Raw genomic sequence first — 16984 nt, 5'->3', positions numbered from 1 at the left:
CCCGCCGAGGAAGAAATGTCGGCCGCAAAGTGGAATAATTATAGGGAACGGGTCTGGACCCACCGGGCCATGGCGATCTCGAGGGAGAGGTAAGTGACTGAAAAGGAATACGATGTAGTGATTCTTGGCGCGGGTTCCGGAGGCTACGCATGCGCTCTGCGATCCGCCCAGCTCGGTATGAAGGTGGCGCTCATTGAGGGCGACAAGGTTGGTGGAACCTGCCTTCATCGCGGCTGTATCCCCACCAAGGCTCTCCTACACGCTGCCGAGGTTGCAGACGAAATGCGCGAAGGCCCCTCCATTGGCGTTAAGGGCACCTTCGAAGGCATCGACATGGGGGCGCTCAACACGTACAAGAATGGCGTGGTTGAGAAGATGTTCAAGGGCCTGACCGGCCTTGTGAACGCCGCGGGTATTGACACGATCGCCGGCTGGGGTCGCCTGGTTGCGAAGGACACGGTTGAGGTCAACGGTGAGCGCATCAAGGGCAAGAACATCGTGCTCGCCACGGGTTCATACTCGAAGACGATCGGCCAGACCATCACCGACCGCGTCATCACCTCCGACAAGGCGCTGACCATGGATGTTGTGCCGTCGTCGGTCATCGTGCTTGGCGGTGGCGTGATTGGCTGCGAGTTCGCCTCGGTGTGGAACTCCTACGGCGCCGACGTGACGATCATCGAGGGCCTCGATCATCTCGTGCCGAACGAGGACGAGGACGTGTCGAAGATGCTCGAGCGCTCCTTCCGCAAGCGCAAGATCGCTTTCAAGACCAAGACCATGTTCGACCGGGTTGAGGAGGACGAGAGCGGCGTTCACGTCTTCACCCAGGACGGCAAGCAGTACGACGCCGAATACCTGCTGATCGCCATCGGCCGCGGCCCCTCCACCGCCAACCTCGGCTACGAGGAGCAGGGCATCACCATCGATCGCGGCTTCGTCATCACGAACGAGCGCCTGCACACCGGGGTTGGCAACATCTACGCCGTTGGCGACATCGTCCCCGGCGTTCAGCTCGCCCACCGCGGCTTCCTCCAGGGCCTGTTCGTGGCCGACGAGATCGCGGGCAACAACCCCGCCGTCGTTAATGAGGACAACATCCCGAAGGTCACCTTCTCCAACCCTGAGATCGCCTCCGTGGGCCTGTCGCAGAAGAAGGCCGAGGAGAAGTTCGGCAAGGACAACGTGGAGACCTCCACCTTCAACCTCGCAGGTAACGGCAAGTCCCAGATGCTTGGCACCACCGGTTTCGTTAAGCTGGTCCGTGAAAAGGACGGCCCGATCGTGGGCTTCCATTCGATCGGCGCCCGCATGGGTGAGCAGGTGGGCGAAGGCATGCTGATGGTCGCGTGGGAATCCTACCCGGAAGACTTCGACGGCCTGATCCACGCTCACCCCACTCAGAACGAGTCGGTGGGCAAGGCCATCCTGGCCCTCGCCGGCAAGCCGCTTCACACCCACAACTGACCTAGGAGCAAGACATGTCTGAACCCATTAAGATGCCCGCACTGGGCGAATCCATCGATGAGGGAACGGTCACGACGTGGCTGAAGAACGTTGGCGACACGGTCGAGGCCGACGAGCCCATCGTCGAGGTCTCCACCGACAAGGTTGACACCGAGGTTCCGGCCCCGGCAGCCGGCGTCCTCGAGTCGATCGAGGTCGGAGAAGATGAGACGGTCTCGGTTGGCACCGTGCTCGGCTACATCGGCGACGGCTCCGGCGCCGCTGCTCCGGCCGAGACCCCGGCTAAGGAGCCCGCTGCAGAGCCCGAGGCTCCGGCCCCGGCTCCCGAGGAGCCTGCTGCCCCGGCGGCGTCGGGCTCGGGCGTTGAGGTGAAGATGCCCGCGCTCGGCGAATCCGTTGACGAGGGCACCGTCACCACCTGGCTTAAGCAGGTAGGCGACGAGGTGGAGGAAGACGAGCCGATCGTCGAGGTCTCCACCGACAAGGTCGACACCGAAGTCCCGGCCCCGGCGTCGGGCATCCTCACGCAGATCAAGGTCTCCGAAGATGAGACGGTCTCGGTTGGCACCGTGCTCGCCGTCATCGGTGGCGAGGCCCCGGCTGCCCCGGCGCCGGCTGCCCCGAAGGACGAGCCGAAGGCCGAGCCCGCTCCGGCTCCGGCTCCCAAGGCTGAGCCCGCACCTGCGCCTGCTCCGGCCCAGCCTAAGCCCACTGAGCCCAAGCCCGCCCCTGCGGCTCCGGCACCGGCCGATGGCAAATCGGCCTACGTGACCCCAATCGTGCGCAAGCTCGCCAAGGACCTCGGCGTGGACCTGGCCACGGTCTCCGGCACGGGCGTGGGCGGTCGCATCCGCCGCCAGGATGTCGAGGCCGCCGCTGAGGCCGCCAAGGTCGCGCAGGCCGCTCCGGCACCCGCAGCTCCGGCCGCTCCGGCTGCCCCGGCTGCCCCGGCGGGCGGGATCAAGACTCAGATCGCGCAGAAGGCGAAAGAGGCCGCAACCCTGCGTGGCACCCGCCAGAAGATGACGGGCGTGCGCAAGGCGATCGCCAAGCACATGATCGACTCGCTGGCCACCTCGGCCCAGCTGACCACGGTCATGGAGGTCGATGTCACGCGGATCGTCAAGCTTCGCGCCCAGGCGAAGGCCACCTTCCAGGCGCGCGAGGGCGTGAACCTCACCTACCTGCCGTTCTTCGTGCAGGCGGCCACGGAGGCGCTCAAGGCCCACCCGATCATCAACTCCTCGGTGGAGGACAACGAGATCGTCTACCACGACGTGGAGCACGTGGGCATCGCTGTTGACACCGAGCGCGGCCTGTTCGTCCCCGTGATCAAGAAAGCTGGCGACCTCAACATCGCCGGCATCGCCAAGCAGATCGCAGACCTGGCCGCCCGCACGCGCGACGGCAAGATCAAGGCCGACGAGCTGGCGGGTTCCACCTTCACGATCACGAATACCGGCTCCGCTGGCGCCGCGTTCGACACGCCGATCATCAACCAGCCCAACGTGGCCATCATGGGCACAGGCGCGATCTTCAAGGCGCCGGGCGTGGTCAAGGATCAGGACGGCAACGAGGTCATCGCGATTCGCTCGAAGTGCTTCCTGTCCATCTCCTACGATCACCGCATCATCGACGGCGCTGCCGCCTCGCGCTTCCTGCGTGATGTGAAGTTCCGCCTCGAAGAGGGTGACTTCCCCGAGGTCCTCTAAGTCCTCAGCAAGGGGCCCGGCGCGAGCCGGGCCCCTTTTCTTCCCCTGAACCCACGAGCTTTTAGCCCGATTCCATCAGGCACGGCCGCACCCGGTAGATCTTGGCGTTCCGAATGGCCCACCGCCGGCAGATGCGCTGGCTTTCGTTGGCCGAGTCCGACCCTTCGATGTGTGCCCCGCTTTGGTAGGAGATCACTTCGAGGACGGGACCGTCCGAGGCGCGCATGTTCACCGAAATCACCTCGGTCACCACGGCCTCCACTCGCACGCCGTTGTCTTCCATCCAGGCCTTGAGCTGTTCGTCTTCGGCCCTGGCGGGCGAGCCGTCGACTGTCAGGGCCCACAGCACCTCCCAGTTCTCGCCGACGATCGCGGCGTTTCGCGCGTCGACCATCGCTTGGGCGTACGCCTTCCAGTCCGTCCGATCCGGAGATAGCCCCACCCCGAATCCGACCACGACCGCGAACGCGATCAGCCATATCCTCCACCGCGGCTCGTTCTTCATGCCTCAAGCAGACCACAACCGTCGCCACCCATGATGGCCTTTTCCACAGGCGGTGATGGGCCACCTCGGCACCGCGCTGTCTACAATGGCCGGGTGAGTACGAATTCTTTTGGTGGTTATCGCGATCTTCCCTCGCTGGTGGGCGGGCCCCACTTGGTGGTGTCGTTTTTTGGCCGCCTTCCCACCTCCATGATCATCATCGGCGTGTTGACCCTCATCGTGGCCGAGACCGGCTCGGTGGAGGTCGCCGCCTACTGCTCGGCGTCCCTTGCGATCGCGAACGGGTTGGGCAACATCATCATCGGCCGCCTCACGGACCATTTCGGGCAGCGCAACCCGCTCTTGGTGTTCGCCCCGCTTAACATCGTGGCCCTGTTGTTGCTCGTCTGGTTCGCGCCCCGCGAGCCGGCCACCGCGGCACTTATGGCGATGTCGGCCTTCATCGGGATCACCACCTCCCCCATCGGCCCACTCTCGCGCGTGCGCTGGTACCCGATCGCAAGCCCGGCCCAGCTGCCCGCCGCGATGTCGTGGGAGACGGTCAACGATGAGCTGATCTTCGTGCTCGGCCCCGCCGCCGTGGGCATCCTCGCGGCCGCTGTCTCCCCCAGCCTTCCGCTGCTCGTAGCCGCCGGCCTTGTGCTCACCTGCGTTTTCCCGTTCGCGCTCTCGCGTCACGCCCGCGGCCCGGCCGTGTTCGACGACGACGAACCGCGCCCCTCCTTCCTCGCGGTCATGAACCGGGTCCGCACACCGCTTGCCGCCATGTTCTTCATGGGCATGTTTTTCGGCGCAATGCAGACCACGGTGACGGCCTTTGCCGAGACGCGCGGCCTGTCGGGCCTGGGTGGCCTCATCTACGCGGCCCTTGGCCTTTCGGCGGCGGTCACAGCCCTCATGGCGGTGGCGCTGCCCGAGCGCCTGAGTTACAACCGCCGCATCCTCCTGGCCGGAAGCGGGCTTCTGCTCGGCGCCGCGGCCTGCATGATTGCCACCGGCGGCGTCGCCCTGTCCCTCCTACTGCTCGTGGCCGGAGTCTTCATAGGCCCGCTCGGCGTGTCCATCTTTACCCTGGCCGGCAAGTGGGCCCCGCGCGGCGGCGACGGCGTGGCCAATACCGCCATCGTCTCCGCCAACGTCCTCGGCGTGGCGAGTGCCTCGGCGATCGTGGGGCGCTTCGTGGATTCCAACGTCGCCGTGGGATTCCTCGCCGCAGCAGTGTGTGCCGGTTTGATTACGCTCGTCTCGGCCACCCTGGGGCGCAAGGACGAACGGGCGCTTGGCTGAGGCATCTTTGAGCACGGCCGTGCAATCTACTAAACTCTTGATGAAACCGAACAAGGAAGTGCGATGACCAAGAAGAATAAGCCCAAGAAGAAGCGCTGGTGGAGTTACGTCGCCGATGCGTACCGGGTGGCGAAGAAGACGTACCCGTGGACTGCCTGGGCGTTGCTCGCCGGCTTCGTGGTCGGCGTCGTTCTTGGCCTGCTGGGCGGACTTGCCACCAGGTTCTGGTGGGTGTGGGTCCCGCTCTCAATCTTCATGGGCGTGGTCCTCGCACTGTTGGTGCTGACGCAACTGGTGCGCCGTGCGTCGTACGCGCAGATTGACGGCATGCCCGGTGCCTCCGCCGCGGTGCTTGGCCAGATCAAGCGAGGCTGGGTGATCGAGCAGGAGCCGGTGCGTTTTAACGCCCGCACGCAGGACATGCTGTTCCGTGCGATTGGCCGCCCCGGCATCGTCCTCATCTCCGAGGGCCCGGCCGACCGGGTGGATCGCCTCATCCAGGATGAGAAGAAGGCAATCAAGCGCGTGGCCCCCTCGGTGCCCGTTGAGGTGATCAAGGTGGGCAATGGCGCTGGCCAGGTGCCGATTGCGAAGCTGGAGCGCCACCTGAAGAAGCTGCCGAAGAAGATCTCCCACCAGGAGGTCGCGGCGGTCACGGCCCGCATGAAGGCGATCCAGACCAACGCACTGCCGATCCCGAAGGGGATTGACCCGTTCAACGCCCGCCCGGACAGGCGAGCGATGCGCGGACGCTAAGCAAAGGGGCGCGGCCACGATGTGGCACCGCCCCTTTTGTCTTGCCCTCACCCCGTACAATGGCGGTCGGATCCGTCTTTTCCGTTAGGAGTACCACGTGTTTTCAAGTGTTGATGAGGCCAAGGATTACCTTGCCAAGGAGGGGGTCGAGTTCGTCGACATCCGTTTCTGCGACCTTCCCGGAGTGATGCAGCACTTCGCCATCCCCATCGGCACCTTTGACGACGACGCCCTGCGCGATGGCCTCATGTTCGACGGCTCCTCCATCCGCGGCTTTACCGAGATCCACGAGTCGGATATGAAGCTCATCCCGGATCTTGGTACGGCCTACATTGATCCGTTCCGCGCGCGTAAGACGCTGGTGATGAACTTCTTCGTGGTCGACCCGTTCACGGGCGAGCCCTACTCGCGCGACCCGCGCACGATCGCCCGCCGTGCCGAGGACTACCTGCGCGCCTCCGGAATCGCCGACACGGTCTATTTTGGCGCCGAACCCGAGTTCTATGTTTTCGACGACGTCCGATTCGACGACTCGCCCAACAAGGCGGGCTACCACCTCGACGCCCGTGGCGCGTGGTGGAACACTGGCACAGAAGAGCGGCCAAACCTGGGCTACAAGACCCGGATCAAGGGCGGCTACTTCCCCGTCTCCCCCAACGATCAGGAGGCGGACCTGCGCGATGAGATGACGCGCCTGTGCCAGGAGGTGGGTTTGAGGATCGAGCGCGAGCACCACGAGTGCGGGACCGGCCAGCAGGAGATCAACTACAGGTTCGACACGCTGCTCGCCGCCGCGGATGACCTCATGAAGTTCAAGTACGTCATCAAGAACGCCGCCTTTGCCGCGGGCAAGACGGCGACCTTCATGCCCAAGCCTCTCTTCGGAGACGCGGGTTCGGGCATGCACTGCCACCAGTCGCTGTGGAAGGACGGCGTGCCGCTCTTCCATGACGAGCGCGGGTATGGTGGCCTGTCAGACCTGGCGCGCTGGTACATTGGCGGCCTGCTCGCCCACGCGCCGTCCCTGCTCGCCTTCACCAACCCCTCGATCAATTCCTTCCACCGGCTGGTACCGGGATTCGAGGCCCCGGTCAACCTCGTCTACTCGGCGCGCAATCGTTCGGCGTGTACGCGCATCCCGGTCACGGGCACGTCTGCGAAGGCCAAGCGCATCGAGTACCGCACCCCGGACGGCTCGTCGAACCCGTACCTGGCGTTCGCCGCCCAGCTCATGGCGGGCTTGGACGGTATCCGCAACCGGATCGAGCCCCCGGCGCCGATCGACAAGGATCTCTACGAGCTGCCGCCCGAGGAGCACGCGGAAATCGAACAGCTGCCCCAGTCGCTCCAGGACGCGTTGCGCGCCTTGGAAGAGGACCACGACTACCTTACCGAGGGCGGCGTGTTCGACGAGGACATCATCGACACCTGGATCCGCTACAAGCGGGAAAAGGAGATCGAGCCGCTGCGCCAGCGCCCGCACCCCTACGAGTTCGCGCTCTACTACGACTTCTAGGAGCTAGTGCCCTGGCTCCTAGAAGGTCATGTGCATCCAGGAGTTGAGGGTGTAGCCCTCGTCGAGGCTGCCGGTGAGGCGGGCGATGCCCGTGTTGGTCAGCGGCACGAAGGCGTTGCGGTCGCGCTGGGCGTTGCGCGCGCGGGCGCCCACCCAGTAGGCAATGACTCCCCCGTGGGCGAAGGCGACCGCGCGTTCGTGCCCGGCGGCTTCGATGACCCGGACGGCGTCGTCGACCCGCTCGAGGACGCTACGCCCGGTCACGGCCGTGTCCTCGCCCATGGGCAGGTCGAGTTCGCCGTTGATCCAGCGAAAGATCGTGCTCGTGTAGCCGTCGTAGTCGTCCTCGGTGTCGCCGCCCTCATACGATCCGGCACCGATCTCGCGCAGGCCGTCGTGGACCTGGATGTCGAGCCCCAAGCGGGTGGCGAGCGGGGTAGCGGTTTGTTGCGTGCGCGTGAGGTTCGAGGCCCAAATCGCGCCTGGTTCGAGGGCGGCGAGCGTGGCGACGACGTCGTTGGCCTGGGTCCAACCCGCCTCGGTGAGCGCAGCGCCGGGTATGACCGTGTCGATCGTGTGCTTGGCGTTCATGTAGGTCTGACCGTGACGGACAAGAATGAGTTCCACAGTTACTCCTCGTAGACGATGCGTTCCACAACAGCTCGGGCCCGACGCGCGGCGCGCAGGTAGTCTTCCTCGATGGCGTGCAGCTCCCCCTCGCGCCCGAGCAGAGCGGCAGTGAGGGCCAGTTCGCGTGCCCCGTGCGGGAGCAGGTCCAGCTTGGCGCCACGCGTGCGCCCGGAGGCGAGCACGTTCGCGTCCCTCAGCGCCGAGGCAAACGACCAGGCCTCGATCAGCTTACCAGCGCCATCGGCGCTGATGAGGCCGCTTTCGCTGGCCGCGTCAAGGGCGGAGAGCGTGCCGGTAGTGCGCAGCGCCGGGATGCGGCCCGCATGGCGCAGCTGGAGGATCTGGGCGGCCCACTCGACGTTGGCGAGCCCGCCCGGGCCGAGTTTCAAGTGCCGGGTCTTGTCCACGCCGCGCGGGATGCGCTCGGACTCCACGCGCGCCTTCATTCGCCGAATGTCACGCACCTCGGCGTCCGCCAACCCTGAGCTAGGGTAGCGCAGCGGGTTGATGAGTGAAATGAAGCGTGCCCCGACGCCGTCGCCGGCCACGAACCGCGCCCGCAGCAGGGCCTGGCGCTCCCAGGTCTGCACCCACTGATCGTAGTAGGCGCGGTAGGAGTCGAGCGAGCGGGCGAGCGGGCCATTCTTGCCCTCGGGGCGCAGATCGGCGTCGGCGGGGAAGCCCGGCTCGGGCGCGGGTGTGGAGAGCAGGGCGATGAGGTGGCGGGCCACTTCGTTCGCCGCCGCGCTCGCCTCCTGCTCGGCAAGCTCGGGGCCGTGGTCGAAGACGAACAGGAGGTCGGCGTCCGAGATGTAGCCCAGCTCCCCGCCTCCGAAGCGGCCCATGGCGATGACGGCGAACTGGAGCGAGTCGGGCGCGCTGGCCGCGATTCGCGCCCCACGCAGCGAGGCCTCCACCGCCACCTGGCCCGCGTCCGTGATCGCTTGGCGCGAGTCCGTGCCAAGGCGAAGCGTGTCAGCCATCGCGGTGCGCAAGAGTTCACGACGCCGGAGCGCCCGGCCCGCGATCGCGATCTCACGCGGGTCGGTGCGCCGGTTAAGCACGGAATCGAGTTGGGCGGTGAGCTCGGCCGGCCCGAGCGGGGCGAGCTCGTCGGCCTCCAGCCAGGCGATGGCCTCGGCCTGCGAGGGGAGCTCGTTGGCCACGTAGCGCGAGGTGGACAGTAGCCGTGCGAGGCGTTCGCCCACCACCTTCGAGTCGCGCAGGAGGCGCATGTACCAGGGGGTCGAGCCCAGCTTTTCTGACACGTCGCGGAAGGCGGCGAGCCCTCGGTCGGGTTCGGGGCCCTGCGTGAACCACTCGAGCATGACGGGCATGATGTGCCGGGCGATCGCGGCCGTGCGGTTGAAGCCGGAGGTGAGGGCGAGCGCGTTGGCGTAGGCCGAGCGCGGGTCACCGTAGCCGATCGCGGCCAGCCGCGCCTGGGCGGCCTCGGGCTCGAGGGCAGCGTTGTCGGCGGAAAGCTTGGCGGTGGCCGGCAGCATGGGCCGGTAGTAGATCTCCAGGTGCAGGGCCCGCACCTCTTTGCGCACGCGCGCCCACATCTCCCCCAGTTCCTCGGCGGTGTCGAGGCCGGGGATGCGGAGGGATCGGGCGATCCGGCGCAGGTCGGCGTCGGCGGTGGGTAGCACGTGCGAGCGGCGGATCCGGTGGAGCTGGACCCGGTGCTCGAGGGCACGCAGGAGCCGGTAGTCGGCGTCCATGGTGGCGGCGGCGGTGCGGCCGATGTAGCCAGCGTCCCGCAGGGCGGCGAGGGCCTCGAGGGTGGAGCGCTGGCGGACGGACGGGTCGGTGCGGCCGTGGACGAGTTGGAGGAGCTGGACGGTGAACTCGATATCGCGCAGGCCCCCGCGCCCCAGCTTGATCTGCCGCTCGGCGTCCTTCGCGGGAACCAGGCTCTCCACTCGGCGGCGCATCGCGCGCGTCTCCTCCACGAAGCCGTCCCGGCCCGCGGCGTTCCACACGAGTGGGGTGAGGGCTGCGACGTAGCGCTCCCCGAGCTCCCGGTCGCCGGCCACGGGCCGGGCCTTGAGCAGGGCCTGGAACTCCCAGTTTTCGGCCCACTTTTCGTAGTAGGCCACGTGAGAATCGAGGGTGCGCACGAGCGGGCCTGCCTTGCCCTCCGGGCGCAGTGCCGTGTCGATCTGCAAGATCGCGGGCGTGCGGCCCGGGGCGGCCACGGCGTGGGAGATGTATTCGGCGAGCTTGGTGGCGGCCGGGAGGTCGGCCTCGTCGTCGCCGGAACGGGAGCCTGCCACGTAAATCACGTCGACGTCGGAGATGTAGTTGACCTCGCGCCCGCCCGTCTTGCCCATGGCGATAATGGCCAGGGCGACGTCGTCCGCCTCGGGTCCGTAGACCGCGCGGCCCACGGCCAGTGCTGCCTCGAGCGCTCCACCCACGACGTCCGACAGCGCGCGGGCCACCGCCTCCACGTGATCGGGGGCCGGGCCGGCCGTGAGGTCGAGCGCCGCGATCTGGGTGAGTCGATACCAGTAGTGCAGGCGCAGCGCCTCGATCGCGCCGGCCTCCCCAAGCTCGGCCAGGTCGGCGCGCGGGGGTTCACCCGGCCCGGGAGAAAACGAGCGCACGGCCGCGAGCGCGGAGGCCCTCTCCCCTTCGAGCGTCGTGTAGAGCCCGGCTTCGGCGATCTTGGCGTCGGAGAGGATGTGGACGTTAGTGGGGTGGGAGATGAGGTGCTCGGTGAGGGTGGTGGACATGCCGAGGATGGCGAACAGGCGCGCGGGCGCCGCCTGGCAGGCGTCGGTCAGCGCGCGCCGAGCCTCGGGCCCGGCCTCTTGCGCGGCTTCGGTGAGGCGCAGATAGCCGAGGAGGGCCTGGTTGGGATCGGCGGTACCGGCGGCGTGGGCGAGCAACCAGTCGGCGTCCGTACCCGCGAGCGCGGGGCTTTCCAGCAGGCGCGCGGCGCGGTCGGGCGGGGAGAAGCCCGCCCTGCGAAGCTTAGCCGCCTCCCACATCAGTTCGACGTCATGAACGCACGCCGCTCAAACGGCGTGACCTGGTGGCGGTAGGCTTCCCACTCGTGGCGCTTGTTGCGCAGGAAGTAGGCGAACGCGTCTTCCCCGAGCGTGTCGGCCACGAGCTCGGACTCGCGCATCTCCTTCAGGGCATCCGATAACGACGCCGGCAGGGCGCGTAGCCCCATGGCGCGCCTTTCGAGGTCGGTCAGTTCGGAAACGTCCACATCGAGGTCCTCGGGCAGCTCGTAGTCGCCCTCGATGCCGGCCAGGCCCGCGTTGAGGATGACGGCGAAGGCGAGGTAGGGGTTCGCGGCCGAGTCGAGGGCGCGGTATTCGACGCGGGCCGATTCGGGGTCGCCCTGGTCGAGTGCCGGGATGCGCACGAGCGACGTGTGGGAGTTGCCCCAGGAGACGTAGTTTGGTGCCTCGTACCCGGCCCACAGCCGCTTGTAGGAGTTGACGTGCTGGTTGGTGATCGCGGTGATCTGTGGGGCGTGGCGGAGCAGGCCGGCCACGAATTTGCGCCCGGTGGGCGAAAGGTGGAAGGTGGCGAGCGGGTCGTAGAAAGCGTTCTTGTTGCCCTCGAAAAGGGAGAAGTGGGTGTGCATGGCCGAGCCGGCCGCGTCGATGAGCGGTTTGGGCATGAAGGAGGCCATCACGCCCTGGGAGATCGCCACCTGTTCCACTACCACGCGCAGGGTCATGATCTGGTCGGCCATGGTGAGGGCGTCGCTGCGGCGCAGGTCGATCTCGTTTTGGCCCGGGCCGATCTCGTGGTGGGAGAACTCCACCGTGATCCCCATGTCCTCCAAGGTCTTGACGGCACGCGAGCGGAAGGACTGCGCGATCGACCGCGTGACGTGGTCAAAGTAGGACCCGTTGTCGATGGGGACGGGGGCGGCGTGCTCGTCCGTCGTCGGGTGGAAAAGGTAGAATTCGCACTCGGGCTGGGCGTAGAACGAAAAGCCCATGTTCGCGGCGCGCTCGAGGGCACGCTCGAGCACCGCGCGTGGGTCGGAACGGGCCGGTTCGCCGTCGGGAGTGTAGATCGAACAGAACATGCGCGCCGAGGGCGAATCGTCCTCGCCCCAGGACAGGAGCTGGAAGGTGGACGGGTCTGGGCGCATCACCATGTCGGACTCGTGCCCGCGTGTGAGGCCCTGGACCGCCGAGCCGTCGAAGGAGATGCCGCCCTCGAACGCGGCCTCGAGCTCGGCGGGCGCGATCGCCACGGATTTGAGCGTGCCTGTGATGTCGGTAAACCACAGGCGAATGAAGCGCACGTCGTGGTCGTCAACCTCGCGCAAGACGTATTCGGATTGGGGATTCACCAGTTTTCCTTCCACTCGCGCTCAGCCGCGTCATAGTCATCCTCCGGCTCGGGGGCGTCCGCCTCCGCGTTGCGCTGCTCGGAGAGGAGGAGCGCGCTCTCCGCCTCCAGCCGCGTGGCGTAAGGGCCCATGCGCTCGGCAGCCGGGAACGACGGCGCCTCCGATTCGGCTACCTCGCCCGTTGCTACGTTAAACCAAAAAGCCATGCGTGCTCCCTCCCCCGGCGGCGGGATTTGAGCCCGCCTCACATAGGACTAAGCTTAATATTATGCAAGCAGATCGCGCTCCCCTAGGAACCCTCACGCCCGGCACCCTGTCGCCCATGCGGCACGTGCCCGAGTACATTGAGCGGCCCGAATACATGTTCCACGACGGCCCCGAAGTGGTCACCGCCCCCGAGATCAAGTCTGCCGAGACCATCGAGAAGATCCGCGCCGCCGGCACGATCGCCGCCGACGCCCTCTACCTCGCCGGCGCCGCCATCAAGCCCGGGATCACCACTGACGAGCTGGACGCCATCGCCCACGACTACATGGTCTCCCAGGGCGCCTACCCCTCCTGCCTGGGCTACATGGGCTTCCCCAAGTCAATCTGCACCTCGATCAACGAGGTCATCTGCCACGGCATCCCCGATTCACGCCCGCTCGAGGAGGGCGACATCATCAACCTCGATGTCACCGCCTACAAGGACGGCGTGCACGGGGATACGAACGCCATGTTCTACGTGGGCGAGGTGGACGAAGAATCGCGCCTCCTGTGCGAGCGCACCTACACCTCGATGATGCGCGGCATCAAGGCCGTCAAGCCCGGACGGGAGATCAACGTGATCGGCCGCGTGATTGAGTCCTACGCCAAGCGCTTCGACTACGGCGTGGTGGAGGACTTCACCGGGCACGGCGTGGGCGAGGCCTTCCACTCCGGCCTCATCGTCCCCCACTACGACGCCGCCCCGCGCCACAACGAGGTGATCGAGCCGGGCATGGTTTTCACCATCGAACCCATGCTCACCCTTGGCCAGATCGACTGGTTCCAGTGGGACGACGACTGGACCGTCCTCACCAAGGACCGCGGGCGCAGCGCCCAGTTCGAGCACACGATCGTGGTGACCGAGACCGGCGCCGAGATCCTCACCCTGCCCTCCATGGGGCAAACCACCCCGGCGATCCCCGCCTAAGTCCCCGGCGCCGACGACGACGGGCGCCCCTACCTTCGGAGGAAAGAGATGAAGAAGAAGTTTCGCAAGGTCGCCATCGGAGTCGACGTGGGCGGATCGGGCATCAAGGGCGCGCCGGTTGACCTCAAGACCGGCCAGTTCATGGATAAGCGCGTGCGCATCCCCACGCCCGAAAACGCCGAGCCGGCCGAGATCGCCGCGATCATCGGCGAGATCGTGGCAAAGTTCAACCTGCCGGGCGAGGTCCCGGTGGGTCTGTCCTTCCCCGCGCCGATCGTGCGCGGGCAGATCCCCTTCATCGCCAACCTGTCGAAGAAGTGGGCGGGCACCTTCCCGGCCCGCCTCATTGCGGAGAATATCCAGCGCCCGGTGGCCGTGATGAACGACGCCGACGCTGCCGGTTACGCCGAGGTCCACTTTGGCGCCGCCCGGGGCAATAAGGGCACGGTCATCATGCTCACCCTCGGCACCGGCATTGGCTCGGCGCTCGTGTCCCAGGGCACTCTGGTGCCCAACACCGAGTTCGGCCACCTTCTCCTGCCCAACGGCATGGAGGCCGAGCACTTCGCCTCCTCCGCGGTCTACGAGCGTGAGGGGCTGAGCTTCGAGGAGTGGGGCGCGCGGCTCAACACGGTGTTTGGCCACTACGAGATGCTCTTCTCCCCCGACCTTTTCATTGTGGGCGGCGGCATCTCCAAGAAGCACGCCGAGTTCCTCCACCACATCACCACGAACGCGCCGATCGTCCCCGCCGACCTGCTCAACACGGCCGGCATCGTCGGCGCGGCGCTCTTCGCCAAGCAGGAGCTCGGCGAAGACTAGGCTCGCGGCTGGAAGCCGAACGACGGCGTCGTGAAGGCTACGGCTAAGAGTGTGGCCCGCCGGAGCGGGCCACACGTGCAGCTGGCCTATACGCCGGGTTCTGTGCCAAAAGGCGGCGGCCATCTATCTAGGCCCATCGTTGCCGGTGGGCTCAAGCAACCAACCCGCGCGCGAGCGGGATCTCACAGCGCGCTGCTCGGTCTTGCTCCCGGTGGGGTTTACCCTGCCGTTCCAGTCACCTGAAACGCGGTGAGCTCTTACCTCACCCTTTCACCCTTACCGCCCGTGGGCGGCGGTTTGCTTTCTGTGGCACTAGCCTGCGGATCACTCCGAGTGGACGTTATCCACCACCGTTTCCCGTGGAGCCCGGACGTTCCTCGGGGGCATGCGCCCACGCGGCCGCCCGGCCAACTGCGCTTTGGATTATACCGCCGGGCGGGTTATACATGAAACATGCTCATTGCCCTGCCTCCGTCTGCCGGGAAGACGACGCCGGCCACCGGCCCCGCCCTCGACCTCGCCTCGCTCACCGCGCCGCAGCTCAACCCCGTGCGCGAGCGTGTGATCGACGCGTTGCAACGGGTGTCGGGGGCGCCGGATGCACTCAGCGTGCTCAAAGTGGGCGCCTCGCTCGAGCCGGAGATTCGGGCGCAGATCGACTTCTACAGACGCCCGTGCGCTCCGGCGTGGCAGGTGTACACCGGGGTGCTGTACGCGGCGGCAGGCTTCGATACGCTCACCGACGCCGAACGGGAGCGCAGCGCACGGATGGTGCGCATCTTTTCCGGCGCGTTCGGGGTGCTCAGCCCCGAGGATCTCATCCCCGCCTACCGGCTGTCGATGAACACGAAGCTGCCCGACTTCTCGGTGCAGGCGCTGTGGCGGCAGGCATTGCGCGAGCAGGCGGTGCTGCCGGAGGACGAGCTGGTGGTTGACGCGCGATCGGGCGAGTACATGGTGTGGTCGCCCGCGCCAGAGCGCCACGTGACGGTCGGGGCCGTGCGGCTGAGGAACGGAAAACGCTCGGTCGTCTCACACTGGGCCAAGCACTACCGCGGGCTGCTCGCCGGGTACCTTGTGCGCGAGGCCAACGCTCCCAGCACGCCTCTGGAGCTGGCCGAATTCGCCCAGGTGCTCGTGCAGGACGGGCACGTGAGCGGGGTCGAGCTCACCCCGGCCGGGCGCGGGCCAGCCAAGCTCACGCTCGTCACCGAGGAGTAGTGCGAGGCCGTCGGGACGCGGCTAGGCGTCAAGCAGGACGACGATGCACTGGTAGTCGTCGGAGATGTGGATCTGGTCGGGGTCGGAGTTCTTGATCTGGTTGACCTCGATCGGTGAAATCTGCACGCCGCCCGAGGTCTCGCCGTTGCGGTGCAGGGCGATGACGGTCAGCCCGCCGCTGCGCTGGGCACGCTCGTAGGCGTCCTTGAGCTCGGCGGCCAGCGGCTCATAAAGAGCGTCGCGCTCCCGGCGCACGTCCGCAGCGTCCCGCTCAAGCATCGCGATAGCGTCCTCCAGCGCGGCGCGCCCGGTGACGATCCGCTCGTTCAACACCGCCTGCTGGGCCTCGATGTCGGCGATCGCCGACTCCGCCGCCTCCACCCGCTCCAAGGCCACGAACTCCGCATCGCTGGCCTCGTCCAGGAAGGCCTGATTGGCATCGATCTCGCTTTCGAGGGTAAGCAGTTGGCGCGAGTCCATGCCCGTGCCCGCGTTCAGCCGGCCCTGCTTCTCGGCGACGATGCCGGCGAGCTCGCGCGTGCGGCGCTCGGCCTCCTCCAGCTGGGCCTGCGCGGTGTCGAGTTCGGCCCGCGCCTCCATGAGCTCCCGGCCCTTGGCCGCCACGAGGTTCATCTGCTCGCCGACCTCCGCGCGTAGCGGGTGGCGCTCCCCCTCGGCCTTGAGGCGGGCAAGCTGGGCGTCGAGCTGGGCGACGTCGAGCAATTGGAGCTGGTCGGAGCGGGGTGCGCGTGCCATCAGAGCCTCTCAATCCAAGGGTCGGTGATGAGGGTGGAAATGTAGGTGTCGACGCCGGCCGCGGCCACGGCGTCGCGCATCTTGGGCAGCACCGGCCACTCGCTGGCGAAATGCGTGGCGCCGATGAGGGCGCAGCCGCCGGCCCAGAGGTGGTCGGTGGCGGGGTGGTGGCGTAGGTCGGCGGTGATGTAGACGTCCGCGCCCGCTCGGTTCGCCGCCGAAAGGAAGGAATCGCCCGAGCCCGGAGAAACCGCCACGGTCTTGACGATCCGCTCGGGATCTCCCCCGATCGTGATGCCCGCCGGGGTCTCGGGTAGGAGCACCTGGAGGCGGAGGGCCAGTTCGCGCACGCTCATCGTCAGCTCGAGCTCGCCCACGCGGCCCAGGCCCAGCTCCGGGTGTTCGGCATTCGGCTCGATCGGGCGGGTATCGCACAGCCCGAGGAGCTCGGCCAGCGCCACGGCCGAGCCGTTGGCCGCCGAGTCGGCGTTCGTGTGAGCGGCGAAGAGGGCCACGCCGTTGCGGATGAGCTTGTGCACCCAGGCACCCTTCGCGGTGTCCGTCGCCACCGACGACGTCCCGCGCAGGTAGAGCGGGTGATGCGTGATGAGCATCTGGGCCCCGCGCTCAATCGCCTCGTCCACCACCGCACCGCACGGGTCCACCGCGAAGCCCACCTTCGTGACCTCGTCTGCCGGGTCTCCCACCACGAGCCCCACACGATCCCAGTCCTCTGCGAGGGCGGGCGGGAAGTGCTCGTTCATCACGGATACGATGTCCATCACAGTGCTCATGAGTTCAACAC

At 67.1% G+C, this 16984-nt stretch carries 15 protein-coding genes and 1 other RNA gene; 8 read left to right on the top strand and 8 right to left on the bottom strand.

From position 1 onward, the window contains the following. Nucleotides 1-93: 93 nt before the first annotated feature. Both lpdA and sucB read left to right on the top strand, forming a co-directional pair. The gene (gene lpdA, locus QPC17_RS03745; RefSeq protein ID WP_285347481.1) at nt 94-1467 is read left to right on the top strand and encodes a dihydrolipoyl dehydrogenase; all 1374 of its coding nucleotides are present in this window, start codon (nt 94-96) and stop codon (nt 1465-1467) included. Nucleotides 1468-1481: 14 nt separating this feature from the next. Beyond that, nucleotides 1482-3179, top strand: coding sequence for a 2-oxoglutarate dehydrogenase, E2 component, dihydrolipoamide succinyltransferase (gene sucB / locus QPC17_RS03740; RefSeq protein WP_285347480.1), 1698 nt, complete (start codon nt 1482-1484; stop codon nt 3177-3179). A gap of 61 nt (nt 3180-3240) precedes the next feature. Here the strand turns inward: sucB and QPC17_RS03735 are convergent, their stop codons facing one another. Next, entirely contained in the window at nt 3241-3684 is a 444-nt protein-coding gene (locus QPC17_RS03735; RefSeq protein WP_285347479.1) for a hypothetical protein, read from the bottom strand. A 93-nt stretch (nt 3685-3777) separates the two neighbouring features. Here QPC17_RS03735 and QPC17_RS03730 point away from each other — a divergent pair, with 93 nt between their 5' ends. The 3 genes from QPC17_RS03730 (at nt 3778) to glnA (ending at nt 7243) form a co-directional block, all read left to right on the top strand. Then, complete coding sequence (locus tag QPC17_RS03730) at nt 3778-4971, top strand: MFS transporter (protein WP_160326855.1); 1194 nt, start codon at nt 3778-3780, stop codon at nt 4969-4971. 63 nt (nt 4972-5034) lie between these two features. Next, complete coding sequence (locus QPC17_RS03725) at nt 5035-5727, top strand: DUF4191 domain-containing protein (protein WP_062612281.1); 693 nt, start codon at nt 5035-5037, stop codon at nt 5725-5727. A 97-nt stretch (nt 5728-5824) separates the two neighbouring features. After that, nucleotides 5825-7243 carry a type I glutamate--ammonia ligase gene (gene glnA, locus QPC17_RS03720; protein WP_062612279.1) on the top strand — a complete coding sequence of 473 codons (1419 nt, stop codon included), beginning with the start codon at nt 5825-5827 and terminating at the stop codon, nt 7241-7243. 18 nt (nt 7244-7261) lie between these two features. Here glnA and QPC17_RS03715 read toward each other — a convergent pair whose 3' ends face one another. From QPC17_RS03715 to QPC17_RS03700, 4 genes are read right to left on the bottom strand one after another with little or no spacing between them, the layout of a single operon-like run. After that, complete coding sequence (locus tag QPC17_RS03715; RefSeq protein ID WP_062612277.1) at nt 7262-7870, bottom strand: histidine phosphatase family protein; 609 nt, start codon at nt 7868-7870, stop codon at nt 7262-7264. A gap of 2 nt (nt 7871-7872) precedes the next feature. After that, on the bottom strand, nt 7873-10872 hold the full coding sequence (locus QPC17_RS03710) for a bifunctional [glutamine synthetase] adenylyltransferase/[glutamine synthetase]-adenylyl-L-tyrosine phosphorylase (protein ID WP_062612275.1): 3000 nt from the start codon (nt 10870-10872) through the stop codon (nt 7873-7875). Then, nucleotides 10872-12206: a glutamine synthetase family protein gene (locus QPC17_RS03705; protein WP_062612273.1), complete on the bottom strand. Its 1335-nt coding sequence runs from the start codon at nt 12204-12206 to the stop codon at nt 10872-10874. The genes QPC17_RS03710 and QPC17_RS03705 overlap by 1 nt, the downstream gene beginning before the upstream one ends. After that, the gene (locus QPC17_RS03700) at nt 12203-12412 is read right to left on the bottom strand and encodes a hypothetical protein (protein WP_062612271.1); all 210 of its coding nucleotides are present in this window, start codon (nt 12410-12412) and stop codon (nt 12203-12205) included. Before QPC17_RS03700 ends, QPC17_RS03705 begins: the two co-directional genes overlap by 4 nt. 62 nt (nt 12413-12474) lie before the next feature. Between QPC17_RS03700 and map the strand changes: the two genes are divergently transcribed. Beyond that, nucleotides 12475-13380: a type I methionyl aminopeptidase gene (map, locus tag QPC17_RS03695; protein ID WP_082661061.1), complete on the top strand. Its 906-nt coding sequence runs from the start codon at nt 12475-12477 to the stop codon at nt 13378-13380. Between the two features lie 48 nt (nt 13381-13428). After that, nucleotides 13429-14202, top strand: a complete 774-nt coding sequence (gene ppgK, locus QPC17_RS03690; protein WP_062612268.1) for a polyphosphate--glucose phosphotransferase — start codon at nt 13429-13431, stop codon at nt 14200-14202. A gap of 73 nt (nt 14203-14275) precedes the next feature. Here ppgK and rnpB read toward each other — a convergent pair. Continuing rightward, nucleotides 14276-14617: RNase P RNA component class A (gene rnpB, locus QPC17_RS03685), an RNA gene on the bottom strand. A 38-nt stretch (nt 14618-14655) separates the two neighbouring features. Here rnpB and QPC17_RS03680 point away from each other — a divergent pair. After that, nucleotides 14656-15423: a YaaA family protein gene (locus QPC17_RS03680; protein WP_062612266.1), complete on the top strand. Its 768-nt coding sequence runs from the start codon at nt 14656-14658 to the stop codon at nt 15421-15423. A 21-nt stretch (nt 15424-15444) separates the two neighbouring features. Here the strand turns inward: QPC17_RS03680 and QPC17_RS03675 are convergent, their stop codons facing one another. Together QPC17_RS03675 and QPC17_RS03670 are read right to left on the bottom strand one after the other, a co-directional pair. Next, the gene (locus QPC17_RS03675; RefSeq protein WP_285347478.1) at nt 15445-16179 is read right to left on the bottom strand and encodes a zinc ribbon domain-containing protein; all 735 of its coding nucleotides are present in this window, start codon (nt 16177-16179) and stop codon (nt 15445-15447) included. Continuing rightward, complete coding sequence (locus QPC17_RS03670; RefSeq protein WP_062612262.1) at nt 16179-16973, bottom strand: Nif3-like dinuclear metal center hexameric protein; 795 nt, start codon at nt 16971-16973, stop codon at nt 16179-16181. The genes QPC17_RS03675 and QPC17_RS03670 overlap by 1 nt, the downstream gene beginning before the upstream one ends. Between the last annotated feature and the right edge of the window lie 11 nt (nt 16974-16984).

It is taken from the genome of Trueperella bernardiae, assembly GCF_030246965.1.
Classification (GTDB): domain Bacteria; phylum Actinomycetota; class Actinomycetes; order Actinomycetales; family Actinomycetaceae; genus Trueperella; species Trueperella bernardiae.
The sequence above is the reverse complement of the archived record's forward strand: the minus strand, read 5'-3'. Positions and strand labels throughout refer to the sequence as shown.

Coding starts and splice junctions, on each gene's coding strand:
- sucB (WP_285347480.1), top strand. CDS start 1,482: ATGTCTGAACCCATTAAGATGCCCGCACTGGGCGAATCCATCGATGAG.
- QPC17_RS03735 (WP_285347479.1), bottom strand. CDS start 3,684: ATGAAGAACGAGCCGCGGTGGAGGATATGGCTGATCGCGTTCGCGGTC.
- QPC17_RS03725 (WP_062612281.1), top strand. CDS start 5,035: ATGACCAAGAAGAATAAGCCCAAGAAGAAGCGCTGGTGGAGTTACGTC.
- QPC17_RS03710 (WP_062612275.1), bottom strand. CDS start 10,872: ATGTGGGAGGCGGCTAAGCTTCGCAGGGCGGGCTTCTCCCCGCCCGAC.
- QPC17_RS03700 (WP_062612271.1), bottom strand. CDS start 12,412: ATGGCTTTTTGGTTTAACGTAGCAACGGGCGAGGTAGCCGAATCGGAG.
- map (WP_082661061.1), top strand. CDS start 12,475: ATGCAAGCAGATCGCGCTCCCCTAGGAACCCTCACGCCCGGCACCCTG.
- ppgK (WP_062612268.1), top strand. CDS start 13,429: ATGAAGAAGAAGTTTCGCAAGGTCGCCATCGGAGTCGACGTGGGCGGA.
- QPC17_RS03680 (WP_062612266.1), top strand. CDS start 14,656: ATGCTCATTGCCCTGCCTCCGTCTGCCGGGAAGACGACGCCGGCCACC.
- QPC17_RS03675 (WP_285347478.1), bottom strand. CDS start 16,179: ATGGCACGCGCACCCCGCTCCGACCAGCTCCAATTGCTCGACGTCGCC.
- QPC17_RS03670 (WP_062612262.1), bottom strand. CDS start 16,973: ATGAGCACTGTGATGGACATCGTATCCGTGATGAACGAGCACTTCCCG.